General features: G+C 44.2%; 14 protein-coding genes. All 14 read right to left on the minus strand.

Annotated features, from left to right (window positions below; all coding sequences use genetic code 11):
* Positions 1-16: 16 nt before the first annotated feature.
* Positions 17-1126, minus strand: a complete 1110-nt coding sequence (locus NIAKO_RS37420; RefSeq protein WP_014222780.1) for an adenylate/guanylate cyclase domain-containing protein — start codon at positions 1124-1126, stop codon at positions 17-19.
* A 1-nt stretch (position 1127) separates the two neighbouring features.
* Positions 1128-2381, minus strand: coding sequence for a Pycsar system effector family protein (locus NIAKO_RS32705; RefSeq protein WP_014222781.1), 1254 nt, complete (start codon positions 2379-2381; stop codon positions 1128-1130).
* 10 nt (positions 2382-2391) lie between these two features.
* Positions 2392-6042, minus strand: a complete 3651-nt coding sequence (locus NIAKO_RS32710; protein ID WP_014222782.1) for a BamA/TamA family outer membrane protein — start codon at positions 6040-6042, stop codon at positions 2392-2394.
* Positions 6039-6896: an SdiA-regulated domain-containing protein gene (locus NIAKO_RS32715; protein ID WP_014222783.1), complete on the minus strand. Its 858-nt coding sequence runs from the start codon at positions 6894-6896 to the stop codon at positions 6039-6041. The genes NIAKO_RS32710 and NIAKO_RS32715 overlap by 4 nt, the downstream gene beginning before the upstream one ends.
* 483 nt (positions 6897-7379) lie before the next feature.
* Positions 7380-8030, minus strand: coding sequence for an endonuclease III (nth, locus tag NIAKO_RS32720; protein ID WP_014222785.1), 651 nt, complete (start codon positions 8028-8030; stop codon positions 7380-7382).
* A gap of 95 nt (positions 8031-8125) precedes the next feature.
* A complete protein-coding gene (locus tag NIAKO_RS32725) occupies positions 8126-8359 on the minus strand; it encodes a hypothetical protein (protein ID WP_014222786.1) in 234 nt (77 codons plus the stop codon).
* A 174-nt stretch (positions 8360-8533) separates the two neighbouring features.
* On the minus strand, positions 8534-8830 hold the full coding sequence (locus NIAKO_RS32730) for an FtsB family cell division protein (RefSeq protein WP_014222787.1): 297 nt from the start codon (positions 8828-8830) through the stop codon (positions 8534-8536).
* Positions 8831-8935: 105 nt separating this feature from the next.
* Entirely contained in the window at positions 8936-10225 is a 1290-nt protein-coding gene (gene eno / locus NIAKO_RS32735) for a phosphopyruvate hydratase (RefSeq protein WP_014222788.1), read from the minus strand.
* Between the two features lie 39 nt (positions 10226-10264).
* Positions 10265-10669 carry a DUF4259 domain-containing protein gene (locus tag NIAKO_RS32740; protein WP_014222789.1) on the minus strand — a complete coding sequence of 135 codons (405 nt, stop codon included), beginning with the start codon at positions 10667-10669 and terminating at the stop codon, positions 10265-10267.
* Between the two features lie 111 nt (positions 10670-10780).
* Positions 10781-11707, minus strand: coding sequence for a gliding motility-associated ABC transporter ATP-binding subunit GldA (gene gldA, locus NIAKO_RS32745; protein ID WP_014222790.1), 927 nt, complete (start codon positions 11705-11707; stop codon positions 10781-10783).
* Positions 11708-11903: 196 nt separating this feature from the next.
* Positions 11904-12539 (minus strand): carbonic anhydrase, encoded by a 636-nt coding sequence (locus NIAKO_RS32750; protein ID WP_014222791.1) that lies wholly within the window; start codon positions 12537-12539, stop codon positions 11904-11906.
* Between the two features lie 95 nt (positions 12540-12634).
* A complete protein-coding gene (locus NIAKO_RS32755) occupies positions 12635-14251 on the minus strand; it encodes a SulP family inorganic anion transporter (RefSeq protein ID WP_014222792.1) in 1617 nt (538 codons plus the stop codon).
* 180 nt (positions 14252-14431) lie between these two features.
* Positions 14432-14806 (minus strand): hypothetical protein, encoded by a 375-nt coding sequence (locus NIAKO_RS32760; RefSeq protein ID WP_014222793.1) that lies wholly within the window; start codon positions 14804-14806, stop codon positions 14432-14434.
* A gap of 158 nt (positions 14807-14964) precedes the next feature.
* On the minus strand, positions 14965-15204 hold the full coding sequence (locus NIAKO_RS32765) for a DUF6814 family protein (RefSeq protein ID WP_014222794.1): 240 nt from the start codon (positions 15202-15204) through the stop codon (positions 14965-14967).
* Positions 15205-15215 lie beyond the last annotated feature (11 nt).

Here is a 15215-nt window from a genome sequence, read left to right on the forward strand (position 1 = left end):
GCAACGCTATTAAACGTTAGAACTTCAATGCATATAATTCCATTGCTGATTCTTTACCCTTTAAATCAACCAGGCCCAGGTTAACGGATTGCCAGTTCTTTAAATTGGTTTGGGAAACAAAAGCTTTTGAAGTGATTACCTGTTGATTCAGTTCGCTGGTGGCAGAACGCAGGCGGGCCGCGGTGTTCATGGTATCGCCACTCATGGCCAGGTCTTTTTTTATAACGCCTATTTCGCCAATGGTTACTTCACCGGTATGAATGCCTGCTCTGAATTCGGGTACAACTCCGTATTGTCTTTTAAAATAGTTTTTGTTGCGCTGTAGTAATCTTTTACATTCCAGCAACGCCAGCAGGCATTTTCTGTTGGCGTTTTGTTTTTTAACCGTCCAGGAGGCCACTACTTCATCACCCACATACTGATAGATCTGGCCATCGTTTTCCAGCAAGGCTATCGAAATAAAGTAGATGAAATCGCGTATGAAGCGGAAGTATTTTTTATGACCCAGTTGTTCGGCAATACTGGTGGAATCAACGAGGTCGACAAAGATAACTGTGCGGGTTTCAATTTTGGGTGTTAAGTACCGGCCTGCCAGGATATCGAAAAAAACACCGGGCGAATACTTTTCATTTACTTCAATGAACAGGATGGTAACCAGGAAGGTGATCAACCACCGAACCCATTGACTGACGAAAAGGCCAAACTGAAATGTTTTATAGTAATGATGGCCTAGCTCGGTATTGAGCGGCTCTTTTTCAATTAGCCAGATGTAGGTAAAGTGTAGAATATAGTTCAATAAAAAAGCAGCTATTACCAGCAGCACGCATTTTACGAGCAGACTTAACCAAAGGGGCAGATTTCTTACCAGGTGTTTTAACTGGTAAATAAGCAGGTAAGCCATAGTAAGACAAATCAAAAAAACCAACCCGGTGCGTAATAACAGCACCGCCGAAGTATGTATGTCGAACGGTTGCTCCGCCTCGTCCATATGGTCACGGAAGAATTTATACAAATAAACACCTGTGTCTACGATGGTCCAGAATAAACCGGTCATCAGCATCAGCTTTATGCGGTACCTGCTGATGGCGCCTAGTTTGAGCACAATATGATGACCAAATGCTTTCATATCACGAGCTGTATGGTGAAACGGATGATGAATTTATTACCGGTTGCGTGGGCGTATGAACCGAAATGGCAATTATAAAGGCAATTACCGAGAGGAATAGTCCGATCGTAAACACGGTATAGGCCAGCCTGATGAGTTTGTATTTACGGGCCAGTACAACGCCCAGTTGATGAATATCCATTATTAATGAGCTGTATAAATAATCGGGGTCGCGCATCATGGTATTCATGGCCCATTTATACTCGCTTAATTCCGATCTGTAAAAATTGCCAAAGAACAACAGGTTGGTGTTTTTATGAAGAATATCTTCCCGGCTGAAACTTCCTGTAGATACTTTGGGCCGCGTAGCCATAATAGCAATGAGAATGGTTGTGAGTGAAGAGGCCAGGAATAAAAATGTAGGAATAGTTAAATGTCTTTCTACTTCTATGCGGCGGATAAGCACCGATAAGATCACTGAAATAATAATGGCATTCACACTGATTAAAATACTGGCTTTACCATCGGCCATCCGGCTCAGTTCCAAATGATTTCCCGAGGTTAACCGCAACATGGTTTGAATGCCTCTGCCAACCAACGAATTCTTTTGTTTGGCTATGGGGTCTTTTGCTTTTTCGGGCAGCAATAAGGTTTCGCTTACATTGAGGCCTTCTATACGCTTGTTTATTTTTTTATTGAGCCTGCGCATGTTCTTGTCCTTTCCCCTTTGCAACAGGCCTATGCAATAGGAAGTGTAGAACTGGTGTTTCGCCAGCAGATCGAGGCTGTTCCTTTCCCAATCCATTACCATGGTATTCATATTACGCAGAACCAATTCCTTCTTCATGGCTTTGTTGGTTTCCTTAAACTCGGTAAGGCCGAAATGATAGGTATCTGCATCGCAAATGATCTGTTCCTGCAACGTTTGGGGTGTTGGCGGAAATTTGGTGATGCGAATAAGGGCGGCTATCTTATTCACCATTTCTCCATCATCGGTTTTTGACAGCATGAATTCTGACATCAGGGCCACGCTTTTTTCTTCGTGGTTGCTTGGGTCGCTTATGAGGTGACCGGTATCGTGAAACCAGGCTGCTATAAATAATTCAAGCAGCTCCTTGTCGGGCATTTTGTAGTGAGCTGCAATTTCATGCGCGCGCTCTACCACATTTTGAGTGTGTTGCAGGTTATGAAACACCAGGTTGGCGTGGTTGTGTTGTTTAAACAGCGCCCTTACGTGACTTTCTGTATCCAATAGCAGCGCATTATATGTTGACATACGAATAGAATTAAAATGTTAAGTTCAATTTGGTGCCCAGGGTGAAATTCACGATGTGTTCTTCTTTTGAAAAACCCACGGTAGCAGACACCAGCACCATATTATAGGGTACATAATAAAAACCGCCCCCATAAGCATAATGCCATTGGTGGCTTTCTTCACCCTTTAACCAAACCCGGCCCACGTCGTTAAACGCCACCAGGCCAACCTGACCCGGCAGCACATACGATTTACTATCGAACAGTTTTACGCGAAACTCCAGGCTGCCATAGGCCAGGGAGTTACCGGAGAACCGGTTCTTTCTAAAGCCGCGTAAATAGTTGTTGGCGCCCAGCGTAAGCGCCTGAAAATATTCCAGGCTGTTACTGTATATGTGGCCGCCGCCTAACCGTAAAACGGTAACCCATTTTGCCGGAAAGCTCATACTTGCATAAACGGTCATGTCTGATTCCAGCTTGGTGAGGGGCGAACTGTTTTTATTAAGCGGTTGCAGTTGGGTAAAGGTGGTGAGCCAGTTGATACCCCGGGTAGGGAATAATTCATTGTTCAGGTTGTTGATCAGGAACCCGGCTTTGCCGCCTGCATAGGCCTTCACTCCATACACATCGCTTGAATCGAGCCCAACATGCGAGGGTTTACCCAGGATGTAATTTTCGTTGTTCTTCTGATCGTTCCAGTAACGATAGATGGAAGGGCCGGCGAATACGCTGAACACAGAAGCCACTTTATACCTGAATAAAAAATCGCCTGCTATGTCTTTATACCGTACGCGGTAATATTTTATGCTTGAATCCTGGCTGACCTTTGTATTGTTGCCAAAGCCAAAGAAATTGCCCAGCGCGGGGTTCATTATTTCGGCATTGATCACCAGATCTGTTTTTGGCAATACATCTACAAACAACGCCCTGTATTTTGCCTGCATGGCCTTTTGACTGGTTGCAAACAATACAGAAAGCCGTTGTTCAGAAGAGTAGGGCGCTTTACGGAAGGCATATTTGCGATACCATAAGCCAAAGCCGGCCATAAATCCATCATCCGCATTGTAGCCAAGGTTGATGCGGGGAAAATGGAAAACGTTGTACTGGTATTGATCGGTAAAATCATAATCATTCACATTGGGATGGCTGCTGAAGCGGTTTTTGGTATAGCTTCCTTTGTCAACATAATTCTTTTCTGTATTAAGGTCGTACAGGTAATTTTTAATATTACCGGTTATATGAAAGGTATCATCGCCTTTGCCACCTATTACACGTAAAAATGTTTTGTTGGGAACGTTGGCCGAGATATCGAACTTGTCATTGCCGCGCAAACCGTATAACCTTATTTCTTTTGTTTTTGCGGGATCGAACAGGCGGTCGTACATCACAAAGCCTGAATCTTTTCCTTCATGCGCCAGTACCTGCACGCGTACATTTTTTCCTTCGTTGTATACTTTAAATAGTTCTGTTTTATTGCTGCCTAATACGGTCACCTGTTTGGCCAGGAAATCGTAATATTTCATTGATTTTTTTCCCAGGTCGTTGCGCCGGCTGATGAGTTTATCGGCTGTTTCTTTACCATCGAGGGCATAGATCTCCGGCGGCATTTGTTTCACTGCTTTTTGAATAGCAGTATCTGTCATCTGGCGTCTGAAAACAGTGGTCACCGAATCCCATTCTTTGCTGTCAAGATCGTTCAGGAACAGGCGGTCAAAATCTTTTGACACCACTGCCAGGTGGTTTATATCATGTATCTTATATGTTAATCCTTTTAAGAAGGGGAGCCGCTTGCGGGATAAATAAGCTATTAATAAACCATCTGAATGAAAGAAGGCCTGGTCACGGTCTTTGGGAATAGGATAATATAATTTGCCCTGGCCGGTATCGCGTACGCCCCATTTAAACTGGTCCATATGGCGGTCCCAGTCGGCTACTAAAATATCGAGCAGGCGGGCTTTCAATACTTCGGTTTGTATAACCCGTTTATTATTGTCTTCGGTCATTTCATTGAAAATTTTTATGGAGCCCTTGGTATCGGTGCCATCCCAGCTGGCATCTTTGGGTTCCAGCATACAAACCTTATTGGCAAACAAGGGCCGGTAAACGCCAAAGGCCAGGTCGTCGGGCACCAGGAAAAACTGGGGCGTGGCATGTGCTATATGTTCTGAAGCAGCCATTGATGCAATGGGTAATGGTGCATAGGGTTGGGCAGCCGAGATCATATCCTGCACAATTTCTGACGCCATGGTGCTACGCAGGTTTTCGGGCAACGCTTCTTCGGGGTCTTTTTCTACAGTACGTAAGGCCCACTCCTTTCCATTTTTATCTTCGAGGGTAAGCGATTTGGTTTGTTTTCCGCCGCCCATGCTCTTTATCTTAAAGCCGCCGTGTTCTTCTTTAATGCGGAATACTTTTAGTTTCACCGGTTGCCCCCAAACGTCGCGATAATTGTTACCGAGCACCAGCCTTTTCAGGTCTGTTGCCTTTTTTTTATAGCGTAAGCCAGCAGCGGCTTCATAATAATCCGTGTAGGGTGGTATTTGTAATTTAGCGGTGTCTTCCCTGAGGGTGGGTGGTTTTGAAAAGTCGATGATGTTTTTTGAATAGGTTTCTCTGGTTGTTTCTGAGTCAATATCTACCGTGTAGAATTTGCAGGTCACCGTTTTGTTTTTTGAAATCTCCAGCACGGCAAAACCTAATGAATCACCATTTATATACAGGGAGTTCTTACTTTTTTCAGCCCGGCTGGTATGACAACCTGCCCCACTCACAATATAATAGTGGCTGGTATCTTTGAGTAATTGTAAGCTATGGTCGTGGCCGGTTGCATAGATAATGTTGGGATGTAATCTTGTTTGGGCCCTGATCATGTTCACCATATTGGTATAAGCGGGATAGCTGATATCCTGCGGACTGCCAAACACACTACGGCTGATGGGATAAATAGAACCTAATACCGGCAAGGGTATCCACAGGTTCTTTTTCATATCGGTAAAGGGAAAGATGTGTTGTTTTAAACCATAATACCCGCCATGCACGCCATTACTCATAAAGGGATGGTGGCAGGCCATGATCACCAGCTTGTTGTAGTTTTTGCGTAACATATCAGACAGCTGAATCATAAATTCGTTCTGGGTTTTACAGGGGCAATCCCATTCAACGCCAGGTTTATCTTTCTGGTGCAGGAACCACTGGCTGTCGAAAACGATCATGACCACATCTTTACTGATCTCCACTTCTACCGGTCCGGGACAACCTTCTTTGGGAATAAACTCAACATTTTTTTCTTTCATCAGGTTTACATAGGCCTCCTGGCGTAACAGGCTTTCCCAGCCATAGTCGCGGCCATTGGACCAGTCGTGATTACCGGGGATCATATAAACATGGGCGGGGGTATTGGCGGCTACATTCATTTGCGAATCGAGCACCGATCTTGATACATTGTAATTCCTGTTGCCTTCATCAGGCAAACCAAACTGGTACAGGTTATCGCCGAGGTAAACGATGGTTGTTTTTTTATCGGGGTGCATGTATTTTTTTATCGCTGAAGCAACCGGATGTTTGCCATTGACCAATGCACCGGCGTCACCAACTAAAATAATCCGTGAGGCTACCGAGTCATTTGTTTGAGCTAAAAGTACATGGCCAGTCGATACCATAAAAAGAGCAAACAAGTACTTCATGATTTCGCTTTCTTGTTATATTTAAAAAATAGGATGTTAGCTACGCCGCTTTTTGCCGATTCGTTTGAAATGAGCATATCTCCCTGTGGGGAAAAAGTAATTCCTTCCGGTTGTTTAAAAACCCCTTCATCCAGCGGATAAGCTTGTTTGGGGTTGCCCTTACGATCGGCTATCACTAACAGCTTATTGATAGACGATAGAATGAACAACTCATCTGTAACGGGGTTAATAGCTGCGGCAGAGGGTTTGAACTTCATCTTTTTTTCTCCTATCATGCTGGCAATGGCCGTTACGTTGATAGAAGCGGAGTCGTCAAAATGTTTGTTAAGCAGGTTGAAGTTGAAAGCGGTCAATGCCTTCTTTTTGTCGATCTCACAGTCCTTGCAAATCATAGTGAGTTTAAACAGGTGCGGATCGTAGTACAGGATCTCGAATTCGTTCCCCTTCGATGGAAATTCTATCTCCTGCGACAAGATCTGGTTATGATCGTCGAAAGTGAAGGCGGTTATGTCGCCATCGCTTTGCAGTACATAAAAGACCTTGTCAATCATTACCAGGTCTTCATAATCCCCGTCTCCCGAAAACTTCCATTTACGAATAGGTTTGCCGCCCGTTAAAGGCACCTTATACAGCCAGCCGAATTCATCCCCCACGGCAAACACACTGGTGTCTTTTGCATAGAAGGCCACTCCTGAAATTTCATCCAGCTCTACGGGTAGTTTTAATAAGAAAGGTTTGTTGAGGTCGTAGCCATCGGGACTTTTATATACAGGATCGCCACTGGCTGATGAAGAGCAATGGCTGTTGATGGTAGCAATGAACAGGCATAATAAGCACGTGGATCTGTAAAGCATATAAGTTTGATGGCTCACGGGTTATGTTTCAAAATCCAGTGCCATGGGTGAAGGGGGATTGTATATCAATAGACTGTTATATGTGGTGTGGAAATTCGTCTACAATGGAAAAGAGTTGATAGCGTTGATAAGGTTAATAAAGCTGATAGAGGAATACAGTTAACAGGTTGACAGGTTAAAACGTTAAAAGGTTGACGGTTGCAGGCAGGTTGATTATCAATGCTTTTCTTCTAAAAAATTCAAAAATCAGTTCTACTTTTTCAATTATCGCATTCTGAAATTCAATTATCTGGTCAAAAAATTCAAAATAATGAGCGTTCAATTGAAAAGAACGATCAATCTTTTAAATCAAATGGCTGCCCAATTCAACAGAACAGTCTTTCCATTAAATTGAATGAACGCCCAATTCAATTGCAAACGCTGTTGGTTAAATTACAGGGTTTGTTAATTCAATTTCAAACATTGAAATTCTATGGATCAGTGTTACTTCTTCGGTTTAACTTCTTTCTGATAATACTTACAAACTTCGGTAATGCCGCATTTGTCGCATTTGGGATTACGGGCAACACAAACGTAGCGGCCATGTAAAATAAGCCAGTGGTGGGCGATATGGATCAGTTCTTTGGGGATTTGTGCGATGAGTTGCTTTTCGGCAGCCAGGGGCGTTTTGGCGTTCAGGGTGAGGCCAATGCGTGCTGCTACCCGGAAGACGTGGGTATCTACCGCCATATTGGGCTGCTGGTCAACTACCGAGGTAATGACATTAGCCGTTTTTCTGCCTACGCCGGGGAGCGTAACCAGCTCATCAACCGTGAGCGGGACTTCGCCATTAAACTCCGTTTGGAGCTTTTGGGCCATCCCAATCAGGTGTTTGGTTTTGTTGTTGGGGTATGAGATACTTCTTATTAACGGGAACAGTTCATCAAAAGTGGCTTTTGACAAACTGGCCGCGTCCGGGTATTTCTCAAAAATAGCCGGTGTAGTCATGTTAACCCGTTTGTCGGTACACTGTGCCGACAAGATTACCGCCACCAGTAACTGGTAGGGATTATCATACAGCAACTCAGTTTCCGCATCGGGTGCATGATGCAAAAAATAGTCGATTACAAACTGGTAACGTTGTTTTCTTGTCATTCTTTCACTTAGAATGACTGCGAAATTAAGGGAGTGGATTAATGTAGCCCAATGATTGTTACATTATTGGGGGTACTTGTTTTCTGCCTGAAGTTTTAAGCAGTTGCAGTAGCCGTTTCACGGGCGTATTGCAAGATGTTCATAATAACTTCTGTTCTGGGAGATTCAACGATCTTGTCCAGGTTTCGGGCAGAGGCTTTCAAAACCTCTAATTTTTCGCGAAGCGTCCAGTCTTCCTCTAATGCGGCTTCAATAGCGGCATTCATTGCCGGCGAGGTTTCTTTGTACAAATAGCGTAAAAGGTCCTCCGGTGTAAAGAGAATAGTCATAGGCAAACCATTTATGTCCTTATAAAATTCCGAAAGAGTCAATTTCGGAGTCCGTCCGTGTTATAAAACGATATTAGGTTTCTCTTATTGTGCAGGAGATTGGATAGGAATGAGAGAATTCGATGACAATATATAAAAAGGCGGTGAATGATGCAATAGGAGGACCGAAACTACTTATTCAGGTGATATGAACAAATCTTCATTGTCCCGTTTCATGAGGTACTTTTCGCGGGCGTATTTTTCGAGCTTTTCGGGGCTCTGCTTAAGGCCTTCCAGTTCCTTTTTAGTAGTATCTATCTGTTGGAGGTAGTAATCCCGGCTTTGTTCCAGTTGCTTCAGCTCGTTGCGGTACTTGAAGTGGGTGGTAATAATATCGCGGTCGTCGAAGAACAACAGCCATACTGTAAACACCAGGGTGGTGAGTATGTATTTGTTTTTAAGCCAGGCGGGTATGTTTTTGAGAAGCTTCATATTTAAAACAAGCCACAAGCTGCGAGCTACAAGCCAGGAAAAGACTGAAATACCAGGCTCTCCTATGGCTTGTAGCTTGCGGCTTGAAGCTTGCAGTTGTATTCCTTATTTACCAAATTTAATTCTTCCTTTTGGATAAATGGCATTTTCGCCCAGGGCTTCTTCAATACGAAGGAGCTGGTTGTATTTAGCCAACCGGTCGCTACGGCTTGCAGAGCCGGTTTTTATCTGTCCGCAGTTTAAGGCTACGGCCAGGTCAGCGATGGTAGTATCTTCGGTTTCACCGCTGCGGTGGCTCATAATAGATGTATAACCATTTGTTTGCGCCAGTTGTACGGCATTGATGGTTTCAGTAACGGTACCAATCTGGTTTACTTTAACCAGGATGCTGTTGGCGATACCTTTATCGATACCTTCCTGCAGGCGTTTAACGTTGGTTACAAACAGGTCGTCGCCTACCAGCTGGCATTTGCTGCCGATGGCGTCAGTCAGTTTTTTCCAGCCATTCCAATCGTCTTCGGCCATACCGTCTTCAATTGAAACGATAGGGTATTTTTTAACCCAATCAGCCCAATAAGCCACCATTTCATCGCTGCTGATGGTTTTGTTTGAACTTTTGTAGAACTTATAGGTGTTGCTGGCTTCGTCGTACATTTCGGTACTGGCAGCATCCATTGCGATACCAATTTGATCACCTGCTTTGTAGCCGGCTGATTCGATAGCCGCCAAAACGGTTTCAATAGCCTCTTCAGGGCTTTGGATATCAGGAGCGTAGCCACCTTCGTCACCTACGTTGGTGCCATAACCTTTCTTTTTAAGAATAGATTTCAGGTGGTGGAAGATCTCAACGCCCCAACGCAAACCTTCGCTGAAAGAAGGAGCGCCAATGGGAACGATCATAAATTCCTGGAAATCAATTTTATTATCTGCGTGTACACCGCCGTTCAGGATGTTCATCAGGGGCATTGGCAACACTGTGGCGTTAACGCCGCCCAGGTAACGGTACAAAGGCAGGTTGGTTTCTTCTGCAGCTGCTTTTGCAACTGCCATAGAAACGGCCAGGGTAGCATTGGCGCCCAGTTTGGCCTTATTTTCAGTACCGTCGATCTTGATCAGCAGGTCATCGATGTAGGCTTGTTTTACTACTTCAATACCAATCAGTTGATCTGCAATAATTTCGTTTACATTTTTAACTGCCTGCAAAACGCCCTTACCCATGTAGGTTTTTTTGTCGCCGTCGCGCAGTTCAACAGCTTCGTGTTTACCGGTAGAAGCGCCGCTTGGTACAGCTGCTCTTCCTAAAAATCCGCTATCGGTAACTACATCTACTTCTACAGTGGGATTGCCGCGGCTGTCTAAGATCTGGCGGGCATGAATGTCTGCAATGTAACTCATGAGTTGGTATTAGTTTAAATTATTGTCTATTGGAATTATTTAACTGATCCTGGTATTCAGATCGTCCAGAACCTTTTTCCAGTTCTCAAAATCTTCGGTTTCTTCCCAAAGGTCTTTTAGTTCGGAATTGTTTTTGATCCGGTCTATGGCCTGCTGGCATTTTACAACAATACCACGAATGATCTGTAACTGGGCTTTGTGGGCATTTACCCAATCCTCTGCATCTTCGGGAAAATCTTCTGCCATATGGCCTTTTGCGGTAGCTATATACTCAATGGCGGCCAGTGCTTCTGCGCACAGGTCCGAGTCGAGATAGGCGTCTTCGTCAATGGATTTTATTACCTCTATAGCCGAAACTATGCGGTCAATGCCCCCTTCTTCCACCTCTGCAACAAAATCCTGGGCGGTATCATTATCGAAGTTTGTAAATCCCCAGCTTCCCATAATAAGGTGTTTAATATTAGATTTAATGCGGCAACGGGTGTTTGCCGAGGTGCAAAGAAACAAAGTTTGCAGTAAAATCTACTTTTCAGGACCTTATTTTTACATAACCTGTCAGGCGTTAGTATTTGTGTTGGTCAAACTCCTGAACACATCTTCCAGGCTTTGTCCACCGGATTGCAGGGAAATAATGTTGAGATTTTCCTGTAATGCAAGTTCCATTACCTGACGCTGGGCATCTTTCGGGTTGGTGCAAACCAGTTCCCATTCGTTGGTGCTGATTTTGTTAGCGTTTTGTACGCTGCTCAATCTTGTGAGCCAGGCCGCTTCCAGCGGTTCTTTAAAGGTAACACGCAACAGGTTGTTGCTGGTAACCTGCTGACGAAGATTACTTAATTTGTCGTTGGCCACCAGTTTACCCCGGTTTATAATAATAACCCGGTCGCAAATGGCTTCCACTTCCTGTAATATGTGGGAAGAAAATAGCACGGTTTTATTTTGCCCCAGGTTTTTGATCACTTCCCTGATCTCTACAATCTGGTTGGGGTCCAGGCCGGTGGTAGGTTCATCCAGGATCAGTACTTCGGGGTCGTGTATAAGGGCGGCAGCCAGGCCCACGCGCTGTTTATAACCTTTTGACAACTGGCCGATCTTTTTATTGCTTTCCAGGCTTAACCCAACGGTTTGGATCACGCCTTCTATGCGTTCTTTTTTTGTTTTAGCAGGCACGCTGTGTACATCTGCGATAAAATCGAGGTATTCGCGTACATACTGATCGTAATACAGGGGATTGGCCTCAGGCAGGTATCCAATGGTGGCCTTGGCCTTAAGCGGTTGTTCTTTTACGGCTATACCCGATACTATGGCTTCGCCCTCATCTGGTTGCAGGAAACCAGTGATGATTTTCATGGTAGTGGATTTGCCGGCGCCATTGGGCCCTAAAAAGCCAACAATTTCCCCCTTGTTAACTGTAAAGGTTACGTTATCGATAGCTTTTTGCTCACCGTATATTTTGGTGAGGTTTTTTACTTCAATTGACATAATTACTGCGCAAATTAGGAAAATAACGCTGAAAGCTGAAGGCTTAAAGCTGAACGCTGAAAACCTGAAGCTCATAGCTAATGGCGTTTTGCGTTCAGCCTGCGGCCTTCAGCCTTAAGCAGCGATAAAAAAAATCCCCCCGAATAACCGGAGGGACCTTTTTGAATTTAGTGTTATTGTATGAATGTGCACAATCCTATAAGTTGTCGTATTCGTACAGCGCGTCAATATGGGTGCCCGCCCGCATTTCAAATACGGGTTTTATAATCCCATCCTTTAACCCGTATACCCAGCCGTGGAGATCGGGTTTGTTGCCCTCTTTCCAGGCACGTTGAATGATGGATGTTTTGGCGAGGTTATTTACCTGTTCGCGCACATTCAGCTCAACCAGTCTGTCGGTACGGGTTTCTTCATCTTTTATTGACTGCAATTCTTCGCGGTGCAGGCGGTAAACATCTTTTATATTACGCAGCCACATATTCAACACGGGTTTAAAGTCGTTTTGGGTAGCAGCGGCCTTAACCCCACCGCAGCCATAGTGGCCGCAAACAATAACATGTTTTACTTTCAGGTGGTTAACTGCATAGTCGAGCACGCTCAGCAGATTCACATCGGTGTTCACCACCATGTTGGCAATATTGCGGTGTACAAATATTTCACCTGGTTGTGTACCCGTAATTTCATTGGCCGGTACGCGGCTATCGCTACAACCGATCCATAAAAAATCAGGTGTTTGAATATGCGCCAGCCGGTTGAAATATTCAGGGTCATCATTCACTTTCTCAGATGCCCAGGCTTTGTTTTCCAATAATAACTTTTCGTATGATTCCATGATCAGTCTTTTTGTTCGTTATAATTAAATGTCCATGATATAATAGCCTCGAAGGAGGTGTTAACAAAAAAGCACAGGCCTCTCTTTCTTTCTTTTTATGCTTCGGCCATTTCTTTTTCAGGCACAATAGGTTTTGCTTTTGCTATCACTTTACTGCCGTTGCCTGAAAAGCCCTGGTCTTTAAAATGGCTTTTTTTTAATTCAACATTTATGCCTTTCAGTGGGGCGTGTTTTAAAAAATCCTCTATCACTTCCACTATGTCCTTGTCGATAAAATCGGCGCGGGTAGCATCGATCAACACAGAAGAATTTTCGGGGATCTGTTCAAGCTTGTTCTTAATGATAGGTTTATTAAGGAAGGATACATCTTTACGCAAGCGGAACAGGTATCTGTTGGCATCGCTTACCACGAATACTGCCGATTTAAAATTACTGCGGATAACAAAGAACAACCCAACCACACAGCCTATTAAAATACCTTTTAACAGATCGGTGAGCAAAATGGCTGCCACTGTTAACACAAAGGGTAAGAACTGGTCCCAGCCTTTTTTATAGAATTTTAAGAACAACGATGGCTTTGCCAGTTTATAACCGGTGAAGATGAGAATGGCTGCCAATGCCGATAACGGAATAAGATTAAGAATGGTGGGGATAAAAGCTACCGATAACAGCAACAGTATGCCATGAAAAATGGTAGACATTTTTGTTTTGGCGCCGCCATTGATATTAGCGGAGGTACGCACTACTACCGATGTAATAGGCAGGCCGCCAATTAAACCGGAGAACATGTTACCGGCGCCCTGGGCCATTAACTCCCGGTTGGTGGGGGTTACCCGTTGATAGGGATCGAGGTCATCGGAAGCTTCGATATTCAGCAGGGTTTCCAAACTGGCCACAATAGCTATAGTGATAGCGGTGGTCCATACAACCGGATTCAGAATATGACTGAAATCGGGAAATGTAAAGAAGGAGATAAACCCGTTGAATGAATCGGCCACCGGAATTTTTACCAGGTGCGATTCTTTAACAACCATTCCTGGCGCTGCCGATCTCAGGGTTTCATTGATGGCTACGGCAATTACCACCACTACCAATGGACCGGGCACCAGTTTCAGGAACCTGGCTTTGGGGGCAATGTATTTTTCCCAAACGATCATCAGGACCAGGGAAACAATACCAATCATTAAGGCTCCGGGAAGCAAATGCCTTAACGACCCCAACAACGCACTGAAGGTATTGTCGCCACTGGTTTCTGAAAAGGTTTCATCGCCCTGATAATCTTTATCGTAGCCCACCATATGGGGAAATTGTTTCAGGATCAGAATAAGACCTATTGCCGCCAGCATGCCTTTGATAACGCTTGAGGGAATGTAGTCGCCCAGGATACCGGCTTTTAAAAAGCCCAGGATGATCTGGAAAACCCCGCCCAGCACAACAGCCAGTAAAAAGGCTTCATACACCTGTAATTTACCAATGGCTACCACAACAATGGCCGTTAACCCTGCTGCGGGCCCGCTAACACTTAATTGCGAGCCGCTTAAGGAGCCGATAACAATACCGCCTACCATACCGGCTATAATACCAGAGAACAAAGGCGCTCCTGAACCCAACGCAATACCCAAACAAAGGGGAAGCGCTACCAGGAACACTACTACTGATGACGGGAAATCGTATCGCAAAGCGCTTGCGTACTGTTTAACTTTCTGAAGCATATAAAATGATTTATGAGAAGCACACGGCTTTCCCGGTTTGACAATAAGATACCAGGTTGAATACAGGCCTGTTGTCTGGAAACAGTGTTAGCTGCAGCCAGATCTACCAACCATCTCAACAGGCAATCGGAATCCCGCTATGCGGGACAGGAAATAAATTGAGCTGTTAACGGGAAAATATTATGCTTCCGGAGGGGGTGAAAAGGATTCCGGGTGAAAGATGCAGAGTTGTTCAGCTTCGTGAACTTTATGCTGAAATAAAGCATTGGTCCAGTCAGGACTTACCGGATTGTGATATTCGTGAATGAATTCTTCAGAAAGTGTAATGGGGGCGTCGGGCGATTTTTCATCGGGACCGGCAGGGTTGCCGGTACTGCAATCGCTGGAGTCTTCATCGCCATCAGTGCTGGCGCAGGCAACTACAGTTTTGCCGGTGCTTTTTGATAAATACAAAAAATTAATACCGGTGATCCAAACCAGCAAAAGCATCATGGCGATGGCCACAACCTTTTTAACTGCAGATACAGTATATGTTTTTTGTATTGTTTTTTTCATGATTGCCAGTAACGATGTAAAAATAAGATTTCAATCCCTAGATGACAAACGTTAAATTTTATTAACAATTGTGAAATTACTAAAAAGACCTGTCAGATGTGCCTCGGCCAAACCGAATTGGCCAGATCTCAAAGCACACCTGACAGGTCTTTATTATTTTAAATTTCGTTAGAGTTTTCCGGCAAATGATCATATTCGCCCTTTAAGGCGTAATAACCAAATATTACCAGCCCTATAGCGATAGGTATAAATATAATTACGAATACAGCCCATTGTATAATGGTATTGATACCGGGCGTTTTTGCAATTTCTGCAGCAGCAGTTTTAATAAGATAATATATAGCAACCGGCCCCAACAACATCCATACAATACCCAGCCATTTTTTTAATTGATTCATATGCTTGCTTT

Source organism: Niastella koreensis GR20-10, assembly GCF_000246855.1.
Taxonomy (GTDB): Bacteria; Bacteroidota; Bacteroidia; order Chitinophagales; family Chitinophagaceae; genus Niastella; species Niastella koreensis.

What these genes read in the sequence shown, in the direction of transcription:
- gldA (WP_014222790.1), bottom strand. Translation starts at nt 11,707, where the DNA reads ATGTCAATTGAAGTAAAAAACCTCACCAAAATATACGGTGAGCAAAAA.
- NIAKO_RS32765 (WP_014222794.1), bottom strand. Translation starts at nt 15,204, where the DNA reads ATGAATCAATTAAAAAAATGGCTGGGTATTGTATGGATGTTGTTGGGG.
- NIAKO_RS32710 (WP_014222782.1), bottom strand. Translation starts at nt 6,042, where the DNA reads ATGAAGTACTTGTTTGCTCTTTTTATGGTATCGACTGGCCATGTACTT.
- NIAKO_RS32750 (WP_014222791.1), bottom strand. Translation starts at nt 12,539, where the DNA reads ATGGAATCATACGAAAAGTTATTATTGGAAAACAAAGCCTGGGCATCT.
- NIAKO_RS32760 (WP_014222793.1), bottom strand. Translation starts at nt 14,806, where the DNA reads ATGAAAAAAACAATACAAAAAACATATACTGTATCTGCAGTTAAAAAG.
- eno (WP_014222788.1), bottom strand. Translation starts at nt 10,225, where the DNA reads ATGAGTTACATTGCAGACATTCATGCCCGCCAGATCTTAGACAGCCGC.
- NIAKO_RS32715 (WP_014222783.1), bottom strand. Translation starts at nt 6,896, where the DNA reads ATGCTTTACAGATCCACGTGCTTATTATGCCTGTTCATTGCTACCATC.
- nth (WP_014222785.1), bottom strand. Translation starts at nt 8,030, where the DNA reads ATGACAAGAAAACAACGTTACCAGTTTGTAATCGACTATTTTTTGCAT.
- NIAKO_RS32730 (WP_014222787.1), bottom strand. Translation starts at nt 8,830, where the DNA reads ATGAAGCTTCTCAAAAACATACCCGCCTGGCTTAAAAACAAATACATA.
- NIAKO_RS32725 (WP_014222786.1), bottom strand. Translation starts at nt 8,359, where the DNA reads ATGACTATTCTCTTTACACCGGAGGACCTTTTACGCTATTTGTACAAA.
- NIAKO_RS37420 (WP_014222780.1), bottom strand. Translation starts at nt 1,126, where the DNA reads ATGAAAGCATTTGGTCATCATATTGTGCTCAAACTAGGCGCCATCAGC.
- NIAKO_RS32705 (WP_014222781.1), bottom strand. Translation starts at nt 2,381, where the DNA reads ATGTCAACATATAATGCGCTGCTATTGGATACAGAAAGTCACGTAAGG.
- NIAKO_RS32755 (WP_014222792.1), bottom strand. Translation starts at nt 14,251, where the DNA reads ATGCTTCAGAAAGTTAAACAGTACGCAAGCGCTTTGCGATACGATTTC.
- NIAKO_RS32740 (WP_014222789.1), bottom strand. Translation starts at nt 10,669, where the DNA reads ATGGGAAGCTGGGGATTTACAAACTTCGATAATGATACCGCCCAGGAT.